The sequence below is a fragment of the Micromonospora sp. CA-244673 genome, assembly GCF_050948395.1.
GTDB lineage: Bacteria > Actinomycetota > Actinomycetes > Mycobacteriales > Micromonosporaceae > Micromonospora.
The window spans coordinates 2,178,026-2,195,881 of the sequence record NZ_CP192019.1; the positions used below are offsets into that span (position 1 = coordinate 2,178,026).

Annotated in this window: 15 protein-coding genes; 6 read left to right on the top strand and 9 right to left on the bottom strand. The window is 73.7% G+C overall.

What is annotated here, in order from left to right; genetic code table 11:
• From ACQP12_RS10190 to ACQP12_RS10215, 6 genes are all read right to left on the bottom strand, one after another.
• Positions 1-1,143, bottom strand: a complete 1,143-nt coding sequence (locus tag ACQP12_RS10190) for an MBL fold metallo-hydrolase (protein WP_357947937.1) — start codon at positions 1,141-1,143, stop codon at positions 1-3.
• Between the two features lie 88 nt (positions 1,144-1,231).
• Positions 1,232-2,176, bottom strand: a complete 945-nt coding sequence (locus ACQP12_RS10195) for an SDR family NAD(P)-dependent oxidoreductase (RefSeq protein ID WP_357947939.1) — start codon at positions 2,174-2,176, stop codon at positions 1,232-1,234.
• Complete coding sequence (locus ACQP12_RS10200) at positions 2,173-3,357, bottom strand: zinc-dependent alcohol dehydrogenase (RefSeq protein WP_433286953.1); 1,185 nt, start codon at positions 3,355-3,357, stop codon at positions 2,173-2,175. Before ACQP12_RS10200 ends, ACQP12_RS10195 begins: the two co-directional genes overlap by 4 nt.
• Before the next feature lie 153 nt (positions 3,358-3,510).
• Positions 3,511-4,272, bottom strand: a complete 762-nt coding sequence (locus tag ACQP12_RS10205) for a succinate dehydrogenase/fumarate reductase iron-sulfur subunit (protein ID WP_357947945.1) — start codon at positions 4,270-4,272, stop codon at positions 3,511-3,513.
• The gene (locus ACQP12_RS10210; RefSeq protein ID WP_433286955.1) at positions 4,269-6,203 is read right to left on the bottom strand and encodes a fumarate reductase/succinate dehydrogenase flavoprotein subunit; all 1,935 of its coding nucleotides are present in this window, start codon (positions 6,201-6,203) and stop codon (positions 4,269-4,271) included. Before ACQP12_RS10210 ends, ACQP12_RS10205 begins: the two co-directional genes overlap by 4 nt.
• 1 nt (position 6,204) lies before the next feature.
• Positions 6,205-6,837 carry a succinate dehydrogenase cytochrome b subunit gene (locus ACQP12_RS10215; RefSeq protein ID WP_433286957.1) on the bottom strand — a complete coding sequence of 211 codons (633 nt, stop codon included), beginning with the start codon at positions 6,835-6,837 and terminating at the stop codon, positions 6,205-6,207.
• 128 nt (positions 6,838-6,965) lie between these two features.
• Between ACQP12_RS10215 and ACQP12_RS10220 the strand changes: the two genes are divergently transcribed.
• Complete coding sequence (locus ACQP12_RS10220; RefSeq protein ID WP_433289207.1) at positions 6,966-7,901, top strand: LysR family transcriptional regulator; 936 nt, start codon at positions 6,966-6,968, stop codon at positions 7,899-7,901.
• On the opposite strand, the gene hrpA is transcribed toward ACQP12_RS10220, so the two are convergent.
• Positions 7,898-11,890, bottom strand: coding sequence for an ATP-dependent RNA helicase HrpA (hrpA, locus tag ACQP12_RS10225; RefSeq protein ID WP_433286959.1), 3,993 nt, complete (start codon positions 11,888-11,890; stop codon positions 7,898-7,900). The genes ACQP12_RS10220 and hrpA overlap by 4 nt on opposite strands.
• Before the next feature lie 144 nt (positions 11,891-12,034).
• Here hrpA and ACQP12_RS10230 point away from each other — a divergent pair, with 144 nt between their 5' ends.
• Together ACQP12_RS10230 and ACQP12_RS10235 are read left to right on the top strand one after the other, a co-directional pair.
• Positions 12,035-12,505: a cytidine deaminase family protein gene (locus ACQP12_RS10230; RefSeq protein WP_244167727.1), complete on the top strand. Its 471-nt coding sequence runs from the start codon at positions 12,035-12,037 to the stop codon at positions 12,503-12,505.
• An 87-nt stretch (positions 12,506-12,592) separates the two neighbouring features.
• Entirely contained in the window at positions 12,593-13,423 is an 831-nt protein-coding gene (locus tag ACQP12_RS10235; protein WP_433286962.1) for a phytanoyl-CoA dioxygenase family protein, read from the top strand.
• A gap of 10 nt (positions 13,424-13,433) precedes the next feature.
• On the opposite strand, the gene ACQP12_RS10240 is transcribed toward ACQP12_RS10235, so the two are convergent.
• Together ACQP12_RS10240 and ACQP12_RS10245 are read right to left on the bottom strand one after the other, a co-directional pair.
• Positions 13,434-13,793 (bottom strand): YciI family protein, encoded by a 360-nt coding sequence (locus ACQP12_RS10240; RefSeq protein ID WP_357947958.1) that lies wholly within the window; start codon positions 13,791-13,793, stop codon positions 13,434-13,436.
• 4 nt (positions 13,794-13,797) lie between these two features.
• On the bottom strand, positions 13,798-14,730 hold the full coding sequence (locus ACQP12_RS10245; protein ID WP_433286964.1) for a MerR family transcriptional regulator: 933 nt from the start codon (positions 14,728-14,730) through the stop codon (positions 13,798-13,800).
• Between the two features lie 125 nt (positions 14,731-14,855).
• Here ACQP12_RS10245 and ACQP12_RS10250 point away from each other — a divergent pair, with 125 nt between their 5' ends.
• From ACQP12_RS10250 to ACQP12_RS10260, 3 genes are read left to right on the top strand one after another with little or no spacing between them, the layout of a single operon-like run.
• The gene (locus ACQP12_RS10250; protein ID WP_433286966.1) at positions 14,856-15,902 is read left to right on the top strand and encodes a FecCD family ABC transporter permease; all 1,047 of its coding nucleotides are present in this window, start codon (positions 14,856-14,858) and stop codon (positions 15,900-15,902) included.
• Entirely contained in the window at positions 15,899-16,996 is a 1,098-nt protein-coding gene (locus ACQP12_RS10255; RefSeq protein ID WP_433286968.1) for a FecCD family ABC transporter permease, read from the top strand. Before ACQP12_RS10250 ends, ACQP12_RS10255 begins: the two co-directional genes overlap by 4 nt.
• On the top strand, positions 16,993-17,835 hold the full coding sequence (locus tag ACQP12_RS10260) for an ABC transporter ATP-binding protein (RefSeq protein WP_433286971.1): 843 nt from the start codon (positions 16,993-16,995) through the stop codon (positions 17,833-17,835). The genes ACQP12_RS10255 and ACQP12_RS10260 overlap by 4 nt, the downstream gene beginning before the upstream one ends.
• The last annotated feature ends 21 nt before the right edge of the window (positions 17,836-17,856 follow it).

The window sequence follows — 17,856 nt, forward strand, 5'->3', positions numbered from 1 at the left end:
TCAGGCGACGCCCTGCCACCAGCCGTCGACGGCCGGCGGCTCGTCCACCACGACACGCTCGCCGGGCCGGGGCACGGCCAGCCGGACGTCCCGGGCCTTCGCCTCGGCCCAGAGTCGGTCCACCGGCTCGGACCAGTCGTGCAGGGCCAGGTTGAAGGTGGCCCAGTGCACCGGGACGAACAGCCCGCCGCGCAGGTCGAGGTGGGCGGCGACCGCCTCCTCAGGGAACATGTGGATGGTCGGCCAGGCCCGGTCGTACGCGCCGATCTGCATGAGCGTGACGTCGAACGGGCCGTGCTCGGCGCCGATCTCGGCGTAGCCGTCGAAGTAGCCGGAGTCGCCGGTGTAGAAGACCTTCCGCTGCGCGCCGGCCACCACCCAGGAGCTCCAGAGCGTGCCGTCGCGGCGCAGCCCGCGCCCGGAGAAGTGCTGGGCGGCGGTGGCGGTGAGGGTGAGCCCGCCGATGCGGTGGCTCTCCGCCCAGTCCAGCTCGATGATCCGGTCCTTCGGCACGCCCCACCGGTCCAGGTGGGCGCCGACGCCGAGCGGCACCAGGAACGGCGCGGACTGGTGTTCGAGCAGCCCGCGCACGGTGGCCATGTCGAGGTGGTCGTAGTGGTCGTGCGAGATGAGGATGGCGTCGAGGCGGGGTAGCTCGTCGAGGCGTACCGGCGGTTCGTGGATGCGGCGCGGGCCGACCAGCGCCGAGGGGGAGCAGCGGTCGCTCCACACCGGGTCGAGCAGCACCCGGTGCCCCTCGATCTCGACCAGCGTGGAGGCGTGCCCGTACCAGACGATGCTCAGCTCGCGGGCCGGGTCGGCCGGTGCCGGGTCGGCCGGGCGCAGCAGCGGGACGGCGCTGTCCGGCCGCCGCTTCTGCTTGCCGAAGATCAGTTCCTTGACCAGGTTGCGGCCCGGGTCGGCGACCATGGTGCTGCGGGTGCCCGACGGGTTGTGGAAGGTGCCGTCGCGGAAGCGCGGCGAGCGGGCCGCGCGCTCGGCGCGGGCGCCGGTGAGCCGGCCGCCGAGCTGGGCGGGCACGTCCCGCGCCGCCCAGGCCAGCCCGGCCACCGCGGCCAGTCCCGTCATCCGCCACAGCCGCCCGCCGACCGCCCGGTCCAGTTCCCGGTCCGCTTCCCGCATGGTCCGTCCCTCCGCCGTGTCCCGCTGTACACCGTAGCCACCCGCCCGCCACCCCGCGTAGGCGACGACGCAGCCCGCCGGCGCCCGCTCAGCGCAGCCGGCGCAGCAGCGCCGAGCCGGCCGCCGCGGTCACCCCGCCCACCGACCGGACCGCCCGCGACACGTCGGGCAGCCAGCCGCCCCGCACCGCCTCGCCGGCCGGGCACGGCGCGAACACGATGCCCGGGTGCGGCGCGACCGGCCGGTCGGTCAGGCCGGCGAGCCGCATGAGCGGCCCCACCAGCACGTCGTACACGCCGGGCAGCACCGTGAAGCCGAACCGCATGACGACGTTGAGCCGCCCCACCGAGACCTCGCGGCGGGGCCGGTCGACACAGTCCACCATGGCCCGGGCCACCCGCTCCGGCGTGGCGATCGGCGGCGGCGGGCGGCCGACCCGGCCCAGGTAGTTGGCCGCCTGCTGGTAGACCGGCGTGTCCACGCTGCCCGGGTTGACCAGGCAGATCCGCACGCCGGGGGTCTCCCGGGCCTCCTGCTGCAGCGTCCGGGCCAGCCCCTGCAGGCCCCACTTGGCCGCCACGTAGCCGCTCATGTAGGGCGCCGTGATGTGCCCGAGCACCGAGCCGGTGAGGACCAGCGTGCCGGCCGAGGCGGCCTGGAAGCGGCGCAGCGCCACCCGGGCCACCTCGGCCGCGGCCAGCAGGTCGGTGCGGACGACCTGGTCGAACACTTCTGCGGGCGTCTCGTGGAAGCGGCCGTAGGCCATCACTGCGGCGGTGTGCACCCAGGCGTCGATGCCGCCGAACTCCGCCTCGGCCGCGTCGGCCAGCGCGGCCACCGCGCCGGGCGCGGTGACGTCCGTCGGTACGGTGAGCACCTCGGCGCCGGCCGCCCGGCACTCGTCGCGTACCCGCGCCAGGGTGGCGGGGGAGCGGGCCGCGAGGACCAGGCGGTCCCCGCGGCCGGCGAACTCCCGGGCCGCCGCCCGGCCGATGCCGCTGGTCGCGCCGGTGACGACCACCGTCCGGCTCACGGTTCGAGCACGACCTTCACGCAGCCGTCCTGCTTCTTCTGGAACATCTCGTACGCCTGCGGCGCCCGCGCGAGCGGCAGCCGGTGGGTCCGCAGGTCCTCGACGCCGAGCGGGTCGTCGTCGCCGGCGAGCAGCGGCATGATGTCGTCGATCCAGCGCTTCACGTGGCACTGCCCCATGCGCAGTTGGACGCCCCGGTCGAACATCTCCATGAGCGGCATGGGGTCCTGCTCGCCGCCGTACACGCCGGAGATCGACACGGTGCCGCCGCGCCGGACCGCCTTGAGCGCGGCGTGCAGCACCACGAGCCGGTCCACGCCGGCCTTGTCGGTCATGGTCTGGGCCAGCTTGTCAGGGAGCAGCCCGGCGGCGGCCTGGGCGACCTTGCCCAGCGGCGCGCCGTGCGCCTCCATGCCGACCGCGTCGATCACCGCGTCCGGGCCGCGCCCGTCGACCAGGTCGATCAGCGCACCGGGCACGTCGTCCAGCTCGCTGACGTCGAGCACCTCGATGCCGTGCCGGCGGGCCATCTCCAGCCGCTCCGGCACCAGGTCCAGCCCGATCACGCGGCCGGCGCCGAGGTGCCGGCCGATCCGGGCGCAGAACTGCCCGACGGGGCCGAGGCCGAACACGGCCAGGGTGCCGCCGGGCGGGGTGTCGGCGTACTTCACGGCCTGCCAGGCGGTGGGCAGGATGTCGGACAGGTAGAGCCAGCGCTCGTCGGGCCCGGTCGCCGGGATCTTGATCGGGCCGAACTGGGCCTGCGGCACCCGCAGGTACTCGGCCTGACCACCGGGGACGGAGCCGTAGAGCGAGGTGTAGCCGAACAGGGCCGCGCCCTTGCCCTCGCTGGTCACCTGCGTGGTCTCGCACTGGGCGTAGAGCTGGCGGTCGCACATCCAGCAGGAGCCGCAGGCGATGTTGAACGGGACGACCACGCGGTCGCCGGGCTTGAGCCGGGTCACCCCTGCGCCGACCTCCTCGACGATGCCCATCGGCTCGTGCCCGAGCACGTCGCCGGGCTTCAGGTACGGCCCGAGCACCTCGTACAGGTGCAGGTCGGAGCCGCAGACGGCGGTCGAGGTGACCCGGATGACCGCGTCGGTCGGCTCCTCGATCCGGGGGTCCGGTACGTCCTCGACGCGGACGTCACGCTTGCCGTGCCAGGTCAGCGCCTTCATGCCTGAATGTCCCCTCTTCGGTGCCGTCCATGGGACTGCTACCCGCCGGGGAGGGGTTGAACCGGCGCGGCGCGCCTCGCGTACCCCGGAAAAGGGCGACCGCCGCGCCCCCGGGTGCGGGGCGCGGCGGTCGCGGAGGTCGGACGGCGGGGCTCAGGAGCCCGGGGTGCCGGCGCGCTTGGACGTCGCCTTCAGGTAGTCCCGGTTGAGCCGGCCGATGGTGTTCAGCGGGATGCCCTTCGGGCAGGCCGCCGCGCACTCGCCGATGTTGGTGCAGCCGCCGAAGCCGGCCTCGTCGTGCGCGTCCACCATGCCGATCACCCGGGTGTACCGCTCGGGCTGGCCCTGCGGCAGCAGCGAGAGCTGGGTGATCTTGGCGGCGGTGAACAGCATGCCGGAGCCGTTCGGGCAGGCCGCCACGCAGGCGCCGCAGCCGATGCAGGCGGCCGAGGAGAAGGCCGCGTCCGCGTCGGCCTTGGCCACCGGCGTGGAGTGGGCCTCCGGGGCGCTGCCGGTCGGCGCGGTGACGTACCCGCCGGCGGCGATGATCTGGTCGAAGGCGTTGCGGTCGACGACGAGGTCCTTGACGACCGGGAAGGCCCGGGCGCGCCACGGCTCGATGTCGATCGTGTCCCCGTCGGAGAACTGCCGCATGTGCAGCTGGCAGGCGGTGGTGCCGCGCTGCGGCCCGTGCGCCTCGCCGTTGATCATGAGGCTGCACATGCCGCAGATGCCCTCGCGGCAGTCGTGGTCGAACGCGACCGGCTCCTCGCCGTCGAGGATCAGCCGCTCGTTGAGCACGTCGAGCATCTCCAGGAAGGACATGTCCGGGGACACGTCCTGCACCGGGTAGGTCACCATCTGACCCTTGTCCTCGGGGCCCTTCTGGCGCCAGATGCGCAGGGTCAGGTTCACTTGTAGCTCCGCTGCGTGGGGTGGACGTATTCGAAGGTCAGGTCTTCCTTGTGCAGCACGGGCAGGCCGGTGCCGGCGTACTCCCAGGCCGCCACGTAGGAGAACCGGTCGTCGTCGCGCTGCGCCTCACCGTCGGGGGTCTGGTGCTCGGCCCGGAAGTGGCCGCCGCAGGACTCCTCGCGGTGCAGGGCGTCGATGCACATGAGCTCGGCCAGCTCGAAGAAGTCGGCCACCCGGCCGGCCTTCTCCAGCGACTGGTTGAGCCCCTCGCCGTCGCCCGGGACGCGGACCCGCTGCCAGAACTCGTCGCGCAGGGTGCGGATCTCGTCGATCGCCTTGCGCAGCCCGGCCTCGGAGCGCTCCATGCCGCAGTGCTCCCACATGATCTGGCCCAGCTCCCGGTGGAACGAGTCCACCGTGCGGTCGCCGTTGATCGCGAGCAGCCGCTGGAGCCGCTCCTCGACCTCGGTCCGCGCGGCCACCGCCTCGGGGTGGCTGGCGTCGACCTTCTCCAGCGGGCCGGAGGCCAGGTAGTTGGCGATGGTGTTCGGCAGCACGAAGTAGCCGTCGGCCAGGCCCTGCATGAGCGCCGAGGCGCCGAGGCGGTTCGCGCCGTGGTCGGAGAAGTTGGCCTCGCCGATCACGAACAGGCCCGGAATGGTCGACTGGAGGTCGTAGTCGACCCAGAGGCCGCCCATCGTGTAGTGCACGGCGGGGTAAATCCGCATCGGGACCTCGTACGGGTCCTCGCCGGTGATCCGCTCGTACATCTCGAAGAGGTTGCCGTACTTCGCCTCGATGGCCTTGCGGCCGAGCCGGTTGATCGCGTCGGCGAAGTCGAGGTAGACGCCGAGCCCGCCCGGGCCGACACCGCGCCCCTCGTCGCACACGTTCTTGGCGGCGCGGGAGGCGATGTCCCGGGGGACCAGGTTGCCGAAGGAGGGGTAGATCCGCTCCAGGTAGTAGTCCCGCTCGTCCTCTCCGATGTCCTTAGGGCTGCGGGCGTCGCCCTTGGCCTTGGGCACCCACACCCGGCCGTCGTTGCGCAGCGACTCGCTCATCAGGGTCAGCTTCGACTGGTGGTCGCCGGAGACCGGGATGCAGGTCGGGTGGATCTGCGTGTAGCAGGGGTTGGCGAAGTACGCGCCCTTGCGGTGCGCCCGCCAGGAGGCGGTGACGTTGCAGCCCTTGGCGTTGGTGGAGAGGTAGAAGACGTTGCCGTAGCCGCCGGAGGCGAGCACGACGGCGTCGGCCATCTCGGTGCTGATCTCGCCGGTGACCAGGTCGCGGACCACGATGCCGCGGGCCCGCCCGTCGACGACGACCAGTTCGAGCATCTCGTGCCGGGAGTTCATCTCCACGTTGCCCAGGCCGATCTGCCGCTCCAGCGCCTGGTACGCGCCGAGCAGCAGCTGCTGGCCCGTCTGGCCCCGGGCGTAGAAGGTGCGCTGCACCTGCGCCCCGCCGAAGGAGCGGGTGTCGAGCAGGCCGCCGTACTCGCGGGCGAACGGGACGCCCTGGGCGACGCACTGGTCGATGATGTTGACGGAGACCTCGGCCAGCCGGTGCACGTTCGACTCGCGGGAGCGGAAGTCGCCGCCCTTGACGGTGTCGTAGAAGAGCCGGTGCACCGAGTCGCCGTCGTTGCGGTAGTTCTTGGCGGCGTTGATGCCGCCCTGCGCGGCGATGGAGTGGGCCCGGCGCGGGCTGTCCTGGTAGCAGTAGGACCGCACGTGGTAGCCCTGCTCGGCCAGCGTCGCCGCGGCGGAGCCGCCGGCCAGGCCGGTGCCGACCACGATCACGGTCAGCTTCCGCCGGTTGGCCGGGTTGACCAGCTTCATCTCGAACCGGTGGCGGTCCCAGCGGGTCTCGATGGGGCCGTCGGGAGCCTTGGTGTCGGCGATCGGGTCGCCGGTGGTGAAGAGATCCATGTCAGGCCACCAATCCGGTGAGTACGGCGAACGGGACCACGAGGTAGCCGACGCAGAGCGCGACGGCGAAGACGAGGGCCGCGGCGCGCGCCCGGCGCTCGCCCTTCGGGGTCTGCTGGCCGAGGCTGCGGAACGCGCTGAAGGCGCCGTGCCGCAGGTGGAAGCCGAGCGTGACGATCGCCAGGGTGTAGAAGAGCGTGACGTACCAGCGGTCCGCCGCGAAGTCCTGGACCACGTTGCCGTACGGGTTGGCGGCGTCGCCCTGGGGGTTCAGGTGACCGGTGGTCAGGTCCAGGATGTGGTAGATCACGAAGAGCAGGATGATCACACCACCCCAGCGCATCGTGCGGGCCGCGTAGTTGACGTGGATCTTCCGGCGGTGCGCGTACTGGACCGGGCGGGCCGCCCGGGCGCGCCGGGCCAGCACGGTGGCCGAGACGATGTGCGCCAGCACGGCCACGGTGAGCACGGTGCGCTGGATCCACAGGTACCAGGTCTTCGGCAGCAGCGGCGTCCCGAGCTCGCGCAGCCAGTGCGCGTAGTGGTCGAACGACGTCTCGCCCGTGAAGATCTTCAGGTTGCCGAGCATGTGCACGACCAGGAACAGCACCAGGATGATGCCCGTCACCGCCATGACGGCCTTGAGGCCGACATTGGAGCGGATGGGCGACCGAGTTTTCGTGATTACCACGCGATCGACGCTAGGAGCAGTTCGATCAGGCGTCCAATGCATCGACTTCGCAGTCTTGATAGCCATAAGCTATACAGATGCAGCTCCATCAGCTCCGGTACTTCGTCGCGGTCGCAGAAGTACGACATTTCACCCAAGCTGCCGATCTGGTGGGCATCACCCAGCCTTCTCTCAGTAAGCAAATTCACGCCCTGGAGACCGACCTGGGGGCCCCGCTCTTCGAGCGGGTAAGGGGCAACATCACCCTCACCGCGGCCGGCGAGGTGCTGCTGCCGTTGGCCAAGCGGATCCTCGCCGACGTGGACACCGCCACCCGCGAGGTGCAGGAGCTGGTCGGGCTGCGCCGGGGCCGCGTCCGGCTCGGCGCCACCCCCAGCCTGGCCACCTCGCTGGCCCCACCGGTGCTGCGCCGGTTCCGCGACGCCCACCCCACCGTCGACCTGCGGGTGGAGGAGGGCGGGTCGCAGGACCTGGTGCGTGACCTGCTCCGCGGCGACCTCGACCTGGCGCTCATCATCATGCCGTCGGCCGGCACCGACCCCGGGCTGCGCGCCGACCCGATCCTGCGGGAGAGCCTGGTGGTCGCCTCGGTCGACCCGCTGCCGGCGGCCACCGAGCGGGGCGAGGTGCGCATCGTCGACCTGCGCGACCAGCCCCTCGTGATGTTCCGCCAGGGCTACGACCTGCGGGACGCCACCATCCAGGCGTGCCGGGAGGCCGGCTTCGAGCCGACCCTCTCGGTGGACGGCGGGGAACTGGACGCCGTGCTCAGCTTCGTCGAGGCCGGGCTCGGCGCGGCCCTGGTGCCCGGCATCGCGGTCACCCGCCGGCCGGGCATCCGGGTCACCCGGCTCGTCCCGCCCGGCGTCCGCCGGACCATCGCGGTGGCCCGCCGCCGCGACGTGGTGCCCACCCACGCCGGTCGCGAGCTGCGTCGCATCCTCCTGGAGTACGTGCACGACGCCACCGCGGCCGAGCGGCTCCCCGCCGGCGTGGAGCCGCTCTAGCGGCCCTCGGCGTCGTCCATGGCGCGGTAGATGCGCTGCTCGGAGACCGGGTACGGGGTGCCGAGCGCCTGGGCGAAGACGTTCACCCGCAGCTCCTCGATCATCCAACGGATCTGCCGGACCGCCGCCGACTGCCGTCTCGCGGGCGGCAGCGCGGCGAGCATGTCCTCGTACTCCTTCTGGACCACGGCGACCCGGTCCTGCTGCTGCTTGTCCCGCTGCGGGTTGCCGGGCAGCCGGTCCAGCCGCCGCTCGATCGCGGTCAGGTAGCGCAGCAGGTCGGGCAGGCGGGCGTACCCGGCCTCGGTGACGAAGCCCTTGTGGACCAGGCCGCCGAGCTGGTTGCGGATGTCGGCCAGGGCGGCCACCACCGCCAGGTTCCGGGTGGCGCCCAGTCGCTGCTCCACGGCGTACGCGGCGGCCAGCACCTGCCGCACCCGGCCCATCACGTCGACCACCGTGTCGACCAGGTCGGCGCGGACCCGCTCGCGTAGCGCGGCGAAGCCCTCGGCGTCCCAGGCCGGGCCGCCCGCGTCCGCCATGAGCTTGTCGATGGCCGCGCCGGCCGCGTCCTCGATCAGGGCCGGCACCCCGCCGTGCGGGTTGCGGGACAGCGCCAGCTTGGCCTCGTTGCTGAGCCGCCCCTGGAGGAACTTCGCCGGGGAGGGCACGGTCAGCCGGAGCAGCCGCCGGGTGCCCGCCCAGTGCGCGGCCTCCTGCTCGGCGGGGGAGTCGAACACCTTCACCCCGACGGTGGTGCCCTCGTCGACCAGGGCCGGGTACGCGGTCACCGCGTATCCCGCGCGGACCTGCTCGATGGTGCGCGGCAGGGTGCCGATGTCCCACCCGGTCAGCCCGGTGCGGGCCACGTCCGGCGCGGCGGCGGCGACGACCTGGCGTACCTCCTGGCGCAGCTCGCGTTGCAGGGCCGGCAGGTCCTTGCCCTCGGCGACCGGCTTGTCGTCCTCGCCGAGCACCCGGAAGGTGACCCGCAGGTGCGGCGGCAGCTTGCCCACGTCCCAGGCGTCCCGCGGCACGGTCACCCCGGTCATCCGCCGCAGTTGCCGGGTGAGCGCGTCGAGCAGCGGCTCCTCGCCGGCTGGCAGCTGCGCGAGCGCCGCCCGCGCGTAGTCGGGCACCGGGACGAAGTTGCGCCGGATCGCCTTGGGCAGGGACCGGATCAGCGCGATGACCAGCTCCTCGCGCAGGCCCGGCACCTGCCAGTCGAAGCTCTCCGCCGGCACCTGGTTGAGCAGCGGCAGCGGGATGTCCACGGTCACGCCGTCGGTGGGGGTGCCCGGGTCGAAGGTGTAGGTCAGCGGCAGGGCGACCCCGTCGGCCCGCCACTCGTCCGGGTAGTCGGTCCCGTCCACCCCGCCGCGACCGGAGTTGACCAGCAGCTCGCGGGTGAAGGTGAGCAGGTCCGGCTGCTCGCGGCGGGTCTTCTTCCACCAGGTGTCGAAGTGCCGGCCGGAGACCACGTCGGCGGGGATCCGCTGGTCGTAGAAGTGGTAGATCGTCTCGTCGTCGACCAGGATGTCCCGCCGTCGGGCCCGGTTCTCCAGCTCCTCCACCTCGGCCAGCAGCCGCTGGTTGTCCCGCCAGAACTGGTGGTGGTTCTGCCAGTCGCCCTCGACGAGGGCGTGCCGGAGGAACAGTTCCCGGCTCAGCACCGGGTCGATCCGGCCGAAGTTGACCTTGCGGGAGGTCACGATCGGGATGCCGTAGAGGGTGACCTTCTCGTAGGCCATCACGGCGGCCTGCTTCTTCTCCCAGTGCGGCTCGCTGTAGCTGCGCTTCACCAGGTGCTGGGCGAGCGGCTCGACCCACTCCGGCTCGACCCGGCCGGCCACCCGGCCCCAGAGCCGGGAGGTCTCCACCAGCTCGGCGGCCATCACCCAGCGCGGCGGCTTCTTGAACAGCGCCGAGCCCGGGAAGATCGCGAACTTGGCCCCGCGCGCCCCCAGGTACTCGTGCTTCTGCGCGTCCTTGAGCCCGAGGTGGGAGAGCAGGCCGGGCAGCAGGGACTGGTGCACCTTCGGGGTGTCGATCTCCTCCGGCAGGTCCGCGCCGCCGCGCCGGCCCTCGCCCTGGTCCGAGGTACGCAGCACCTGGCGCAGCTGGCTGACGATGTCCTGCCATTCGCGCACCCGCAGGTAGTTCAGGTACTCCGCCTTGCACATCCGCCGGAAGGCGCTGGAGGACAGGGCCCGCTGCTGCTCGCGCAGGTAGCGCCACAGGTTCAGGTACGCGACGAAGTCCGATTCCCGGTCGGCGAACCGGGCGTGCGCCTGGTCGGCCTGGGCCTGCTTGTCGGCGGGCCGCTCGCGCGGGTCCTGGATGGAGAGCGCGGCCGCGATCACGACCACCTCGGTGGCGCAGCCGTTGCGCTCGCCTTCGAGGACCATCCGGGCCAGCCGCGGGTCGACCGGGAGCTGGGCCAGCCGCCGGCCGAGCGGGGTGAGCCGCTTCGCCGGGTCGGTCTCGGCCGGGTCCAGGGCGCCCAGCTCGTGCAGCAGGTTCACGCCGTCGGTGACGTTGCGCCGGTCCGGCGGGTCGATGAACGGGAACGCGGCGATGTCGCCCAGCCCGATCGAGGTCATCTGGAGGATGACCGAGGCCAGGTTGGTGCGCAGGATCTCCGGGTCGGTGAACTCGGGCCGGTTCTCGAAGTCCTGCTCGTCGTAGAGGCGGATGCAGATGCCGTCCGAGGTGCGCCCGCAGCGCCCCTTGCGCTGGTTGGCGCTCGCCTGCGACACCGGCTCGATGGGCAGCCGCTGCACCTTGAGCCGGCTGGAGTAGCGGGAGATCCGGGCCGTGCCCGGGTCCACCACGTACTTGATGCCGGGGACGGTCAGCGAGGTCTCCGCGACGTTCGTGGCGAGCACCACCCGGCGCCCGGCGTGCGGGGCGAAGACCCGGTGCTGCTCGGCCGTCGAGAGCCGGGCGTAGAGGGGGAGGATCTCGGTGCCGAGCAGCGAGCGCTTCTTCTGCACCAGCTTGCCGAGCGCGTCGGCGGTGTCCCGGATCTCCCGCTCGCCGCTCAGGAAGACCAGGATGTCGCCGGGTCCCTCGGCGGCCAGCTCCTCGACCGCGTCGCCGATGGCCTGGATCTGGTCCCGGACGTTCTCCTCGTCCCCGTCGTCCTCCTCCTCGGTCTCGACGACCTCGACCAGCGGGCGGTAGCGCACCTCCACCGGATAGGTCCGGCCGGACACCTCGACGACCGGCGCGGGGTTGCCCTCGGCGTCGGCGAAGTGCTTCGCGAACCGGTCGGTCTCGATGGTCGCCGAGGTGATGACCACCTTGAGGTCGGGACGGCGGGGCAGCAGCTGCCGGAGGTAGCCGAGGATGAAGTCGATGTTGAGGCTGCGCTCGTGCGCCTCGTCGATGATCAACGTGTCGTACTGGCGGAGCATCCGGTCGGTCTGCAACTCGGCCAGCAGGATGCCGTCGGTCATCAGCTTGACCAGGCTGTTGTCGCCGACCTGGTCGGTGAAGCGCACCTTGTAGCCGACCACGTCGCCCAGCTCGGTGCCGAGCTCCTCGGCGATCCGGTCCGCCACGGTCCGCGCGGCGAGCCGGCGGGGCTGGGTGTGGCCGATCAGCCCGGTGACGCCGCGGCCCAGCTCCAGGCAGATCTTGGGCAGCTGGGTGGTCTTGCCGGAGCCCGTCTCGCCGGCCACGATCACCACCTGGTGGTCGCGGATGGCGGCGGCGATGTCGTCCTTGCGCTCGCTGACCGGCAGTTGCGCGGGATAGGTGACGGTCGGCACGGCGGCCCGCCGGGCGGCCAGCCGCGCCTCGGCCCGGGCCACGTCGGCCGCGATCTCGGTCAGCGCCGACTCCCGCCGCTGCGGGTCGCGCAGCTTCCGCACCCCGTCCAGCCGCCGCTGGAGCCGGCGCTGGTCGCGGAACATCAGGGCGGAGAGGCGGCGGTGCAGGTCGCGGACGGTCTCGGGTACGGCGGGTGCGGCTGGATTCTGCATGTCGTCGCCAAGGATAGGCAGGCGTCCGGCCGAGCGCCCCCGGGTTACCGGCGGCCGCGGCCGCCCGCGTGCCCTCCCAGGTGGGGGTGGGTGGCCGGGCTAGAGTTTCCGCCGAGGCGAGGTCGACGACGGGACGGGATGATCATGCGCGACACCGACCGGGCTCTGGTGCAGGCCGCGATGGCCGTCGCCAAGCTGCGCTGCCGCAGCGACAACCACACGGTCGCCGCCGCGGCGCGGACCACGGACGGCCGGGTCTTCAGCGGCGTGAACGTCTATCACTTCACCGGCGGCCCGTGCGCCGAGGTGGTGGCCATCGGGGCCGCCGCCACGCAGGGGGCGGGCGATCTGGAGACCATCGTCGCGGTGGGGGACCGGGGCCGGGGCGTCATCCCGCCGTGCGGCCGGTGCCGGCAGGTGCTCCTCGACTACTTCCCGTCGATCCGGGTGATCGTCGGCCCGCCGGACGCGCTGCGGGCGGTCCCGGTGACCGACCTGCTGCCCGAGACGTACGTCTGGTCGGACCACCAGGTGGAGGTGCCGGTCGGGCCGCCGCGCACCGGGGTGTGGCCGATGCCGGTGGTGCCGGGCAGCCGCCAGGCCGCCGAGGACTGAACCCCCTCCCGCGAGCGTCGTCGTCCGGTCTTGCGGCGCTTCTACAACGTTGTAATACTCGGGTCGTCCCCGCGACGAGGAGGCCCGATGACATCGCAGCTGATCGAGGACGAGATCCCCGTCGAGGCCCTCGGTGACCTCTACCGCGACGGCATCACCGCCTGCCGTGGAGCCTTCGGGGTGGACTGGGTCGAGCGGGTCGGCGAGGACGTCGACGCCGCGTTCCGGGAGGCCCGGTCCCGGCCCGACGGCGCGGTCGGCCGCGGCCCCGAGCGCTGGTACGTCGAGATCCACCCGGAGCAGCTGCGCGGCTTCGTCGACCTGGTCACCCACCCGTGGGTGGTGTCGGTGTGCCGGGCGGTGCTCGGCCCCGACTACGAGATCGTCGAGCTGGGGTTCGACATCCCGTTCCCCGGCGCGAAGACCCAGCCCTGGCACCGGGACTTCCCGATGCCCGAGGAGACCCGGCTGCGGCGCCGGCTCACCTCGCTGGCGTTCAACCTGACCACCGTGGACACCGTCGAGGAGATGGGGCCGTTCGAGATCGCCCCGGGCACCCAGTGGGACGACGGCCGCGACTTCGACCACGAGATGTTCCCGTCGAAGGACCGGTACCCCCGCTACGAGGCCCGCGCGGTCCGCAAGTACCCGAAGCGCGGCGACATCTCGGCGCGCTCCGCGCTCACCATCCACCGGGGCACCCCGAACGTCAGCGACCTGGCCCGGCCCGTGCTGGTGCTCGGCGTCGACGCGCCGGGCGCGGGCAACGCCGCCCACCACGACCTGGCCGTCACCCGGGACTACTGGGCGGGCCTGCCGGAGCTGGTCCGGGAGCACCTGCGCTGTCCCGTGGTCGACGCTCTTGAGCCCATCCGCCAGAAGCACACCATCGAGGGGCTGGTGATGGGCGCGGAGTAGGGCGCCAGGGTCAGTCGCCCGCGGCGGCCTCCAGCATCGAGCGGGGCACCGGCACCTGCTCGAAGCGGACGTTGCCCTCCGGCACCATCCAGCTCAACACCTGCGCCTCCAACCGCCCCGCGCGGACGGCGGGGTCGTTGGCGTAGAGCTCGCGGGCCATCTGCGGGTCGACCGACAGCACGACGAAGCCGCGGATCCGCTCGTCGTCACCACCGAGGAACGGGCCGGCCGCGAGCACGGCGCCCTGCTCCACCAGCCCGGCCTGGTGGGCCAGGTGCGCGTCCTGGAGCCGGTCGAGCGCGTCCTGGGGCAGGTCGGGCGCGTCGTCCGGCCGGACCAGGAGCACCACGGTGTGCTGGTCGAATCGCATGCCCTCAGGGTAGGGGCTGCCGGGCCCGCAGCGCCCGGATCGACCAGTCGAGCACCGGGGCCAGGCTCTCCACCGGCGGCCAGCCGTTGACCACCGAGAGCAGGCGCAGGTACCGCTCCCGGCGCGGGTCGCCGGCGGCCTCCAACCGGTCCAGCAGCCGTCGGCGCAGGTCGGCGTCGTCCGGGCGGCCGCACAGCAGTGCGTACCGGCTCGTCACCGCCGCGACGACCTCGTCGGCCGGCGGTGCGGCCGGGTCGATGCCGGCGGCCAGCGCCGGGGCGACCTCCTCCCGGACCACGGCGACCGCGTCGCGGCGGACACCCGGCGCGCCGGCCCGGTCGGCCGCGTGCTGCTCCGCCAGCCGCCGCAGGCCCGACCGGAAGTCCGGGTCCAGGGTCAGCTCGGCCAGCTCCACCCACGCCTCGACCTGCTCGTCGGCGGGATCGTCGGGCAGTGCGGGGGTGAGCGAGCGGCGGATTCCCGCGAACCCCGGGTCGGTCAGGCCCGCGAACGCGGCGTCGAGGAACTCGTCGACCAGCCGCCGCCGCTCCGCCTCGGCGAGCCCGGCCAGCCGGTGCAGCAGATCCGCCTGGGCCGCGGTGGACCCGCGTCGGGCGACCACGGTCAGCACCGCGCGGCGGAGCCGCAGCACCCGGATCTGGGTGGCCAGGGCCTCGGCGTGCGCCGCGGCGACCTCGGCCAGCCCGACCTCCCGCTCCACCACCCGGCGCACCGTCGGCAGGTCGACGCCCAGCTCCCGCAGCGTCCGGACCAGCTCCAGGCGGGCCAGGGACTCCTCCCCGTAGCGGCGGTGGCCGGTCGGGCCACGGCCGGTCGGCGGCAGGATCCCGCGGTCGGACCAGAAGCGGATCGTCTTCACCGGCAACCCGGTCCGCCGGGCCAGGTCGCCGATCGAGTAGTGGGTCGCACCGTCCATGCCGCCCACCCTGCCGCCTCCCCTCGGTGGAGGCGCAACCCGCAGCATCGACGAAAGCGAGTTAGGCGTGCCTAACCAGCTCGGTTAAGGTAAGGCGTACCTAATCCGAGAGGCGAGCACCCCTTGTGACCACCGTCGCCGTCCGGCCCGCCCGGGCCGACGCCCCCACCCGCCGCGGCACCCCCCGCCGCCTCGCGGTCACCGTGGCGGCGGCCCTCCTGCTCGTCGCCGCGCTGCTGGCCAGCCTGGCGCTCGGCAGCCGCCACCTCCCCGTCGACCAGGTGTGGCACGCCCTGGTCGCCCCGGACGGCGGCGACGCCACCACCGTCGTCCGCGAGCTGCGGCTGCCGCGCACCGCCCTCGGGCTGGTCGTCGGGGTCGCCCTCGCCCTGGCCGGGGTGCTCTTCCAGGCCGTCACCCGCAACCCGCTCGCCGAACCGCGCATCCTCGGGGTCAGCGCCGGCGCGTCCTTCGGGGTGGTGCTGGCCATCGCCGTCTTCGGCGTGAGTACGCTCACCGGGTACGTCTGGTTCGGCATCGCCGGCGCGCTGCTCGCCGGGCTGCTGGTCTTCGCCGTCGCCAACCGCACCCGCGAGGGCGCGAGCCCGGTCACCCTCGCGCTGGTCGGCGCGGCGCTCGACGCCGGTCTCGGCGCCGTCGTGTACGCGCTGCTCAGCATCGACGCCCGCACCTTCGAGGAGTACCGGTTCTGGGTGGTCGGCGGCCTCACCGGGCGGGACGTCGGCGTCGCCGGTCAGGTGCTCCCGTTCGTCCTCGCCGGCACGGTCCTCGCGGCGCTGGCCGCCCGCGGCCTGGACGCGCTGGCCCTCGGCGACGACGTCGCCCGCGGCCTCGGCCACCGGATCGCCCTGGTCCGCCTCGCGGCCGGGTTCGGCGGGGTGCTGCTCACCGGCGCCGCGGTGGCCGCCGCCGGGCCGATCGCCTTCGTCGGGCTGGCCGTGCCGCACCTGGCCCGGGCCCTGGTGGGCGCCGACCACCGGTGGACCCTGCTGGTCGCCGCGCTGCTCGGGCCGGCCCTGGTGCTCGGGGCGGACGTGGTCGGCCGGCTGGTCGCCCCGCCCGGCGAGGTCCCGGCCGGCATCATCACCGCGCTGGTCGGCGCGCCGCTGCTCGCCTTCCTGGTCCGCCGCGCCAAGGTCGTGACGGCATGAGCGCGGGGAGTGCGCCGGGTCTGCGTGCCCCACGGTCGCGGATGAAGATCGGCGCCCCGAACACCGCCCTGGCGGGGCGGTCGCTGCTGCGGGTCGGTCCGCTGGCCGTTCCGGTGCGCCGCCGGCCGGTGCTGGTCGCGGTCACGCTCGTCCTCCTGCTCGCCGCCGCCGTGGTGCTCAGCCTCTCGCTCGGCACCCCGTACGTCGCCCCGGCCGATGTGCTGCGCGCGCTCTCCGGCGCCGGCACCCCGTACGACCTCGTGGTGCTCGACCTGCGGCTGCCCCGCGCGGTGCTCGCGGCGCTGGCCGGGGCGGCGTTCGGGGTGGCCGGCACCCTGATCCAGAGCGTGGCCCGCAACCCGCTGGCCAGCCCCGACGTCATCGGGGTGACCCAGGGCGCCGGCCTGGCCGCCACGGTGGCCCTGACCAGCGGCGCCGCGGCGGTCCTGGTGGCGCCGGCCGCGCTGGTCGGTGGCCTGGTGGCGGCCGTCCTGGTCTTCGCCCTCGGTGCGCGGCACGGCCTGGCCGCGCAGCGTTTCGTGCTGGCCGGCGTGGCGGTGGCGTTCGCGCTCCGGGCGCTGACCGAGGTGGTCATGCTCTCCGCCGACCCGATCGACGGGCTGCGCGCCCAGCTCTGGCTGATCGGCACCCTGGCCGGCAAGGGCTGGACCGAGGCGGCCTGGATCGCCGGCACGCTCGCCGCGCTGCTGCCCGTCCTGCTCTGGGCCGGCTGGGCGCTGCGCAGCACGGCGCTGGACGACGACACGGCCCGGGGGATCGGGCTGCGCCCGGTGGCCCGCCGGGTCGGCCTGGCCGCCACCGGTGTGCTGGCCGCCGCCACCGTCACCGCCCAGGTCGGCGCGGTGGACTTCGTGGCGCTGGTCGCCCCGCAGGTGGCCCGGCGGCTGGTGCGAGCGGAGCGGCCGCCGCTGCTCTGCTCCGCCCTGCTCGGCGCGCTCCTGCTGGTGCTCGCCGACCTGGCCGGCCGCCGGCTGTTCGCCCCCACCCAGCTCCCGGCCGGCGTGCTCACCGCGGCGATCGGCGGCCCCTATCTGATCTTCCTGCTGCTGCGGAACCGAGGGAGGCGGTCGTGACCGCGATGCTGTCCACCCGCGACCTGGTCGCCGGCTACGAGACCCGGACCGTCCTCGACGGGCTGGACCTCGATCTGCCCGCCGACGCGTTCACGGTGATCGTCGGGCCGAACGCCTGCGGCAAGTCCACCCTGCTGCGCACCATGGCTCGCCTGCTCACCCCGCGCCGCGGCGCGGTGCTGCTCGACGGCACGGCGATCCGCGACCTGCCCACCCGCGAGGTGGCCCGGCGGCTCGGCGTGCTGCCGCAGAGCCCGCTGGTGCCCGAGGGGATCACCGTCGCCGACCTGGTCGGCCGGGGCCGCCAGCCCTACCAGCGCTGGTGGCGGCAGTGGTCCGCGGAGGACGGCCGGGCCGTCGAGGAGGCCATGGCCATGGCCGACGTGGCCGAGCTGGCCGACCGGCCGGTGGACACCCTCTCCGGCGGCCAGCGGCAGCGGGTCTGGATCGCCATGACGCTGGCCCAGGACACCGAGGCGCTGCTGCTGGACGAGCCGACCACCTTCCTCGACCTGGCCCACCAGGTGGAGGTGCTGGACCTGCTGCACCGGCTGCGCGTCGAGCGGGGCCGGACCGTGGTCGCCGTGCTGCACGACCTCAACCAGGCCGCCCGCTACGCCGACCACCTGGTCGCCATGCGGGCCGGCGCGGTGGTCGCCGCCGGCCCGCCGCGCGAGATCCTCACCGCCGACCTGGTCCGCGACGTCTTCGGGCTCGACTGCGTGGTCGTGCCCTGCCCGGTCACCGGCGCCCCGCTCGTGGTGCCCGCCCTCACCCACACCTCGGCCGCTCCGGCCGCCACGCCGGCCCCGGCCGGCGCCTCCGTCGGCGACGCGTGACCGCGCGCCGGCCCGTACCTG

Coding starts and splice junctions, on each gene's coding strand:
- hrpA (WP_433286959.1), bottom strand. CDS start 11,890: ATGCAGAATCCAGCCGCACCCGCCGTACCCGAGACCGTCCGCGACCTG.
- ACQP12_RS10230 (WP_244167727.1), top strand. CDS start 12,035: ATGCGCGACACCGACCGGGCTCTGGTGCAGGCCGCGATGGCCGTCGCC.
- ACQP12_RS10255 (WP_433286968.1), top strand. CDS start 15,899: ATGAGCGCGGGGAGTGCGCCGGGTCTGCGTGCCCCACGGTCGCGGATG.
- ACQP12_RS10235 (WP_433286962.1), top strand. CDS start 12,593: ATGACATCGCAGCTGATCGAGGACGAGATCCCCGTCGAGGCCCTCGGT.
- ACQP12_RS10200 (WP_433286953.1), bottom strand. CDS start 3,357: ATGAAGGCGCTGACCTGGCACGGCAAGCGTGACGTCCGCGTCGAGGAC.
- ACQP12_RS10215 (WP_433286957.1), bottom strand. CDS start 6,837: ATGGCGGTGACGGGCATCATCCTGGTGCTGTTCCTGGTCGTGCACATG.
- ACQP12_RS10190 (WP_357947937.1), bottom strand. CDS start 1,143: ATGCGGGAAGCGGACCGGGAACTGGACCGGGCGGTCGGCGGGCGGCTG.
- ACQP12_RS10245 (WP_433286964.1), bottom strand. CDS start 14,730: ATGGACGGTGCGACCCACTACTCGATCGGCGACCTGGCCCGGCGGACC.
- ACQP12_RS10210 (WP_433286955.1), bottom strand. CDS start 6,203: ATGGATCTCTTCACCACCGGCGACCCGATCGCCGACACCAAGGCTCCC.
- ACQP12_RS10240 (WP_357947958.1), bottom strand. CDS start 13,793: ATGCGATTCGACCAGCACACCGTGGTGCTCCTGGTCCGGCCGGACGAC.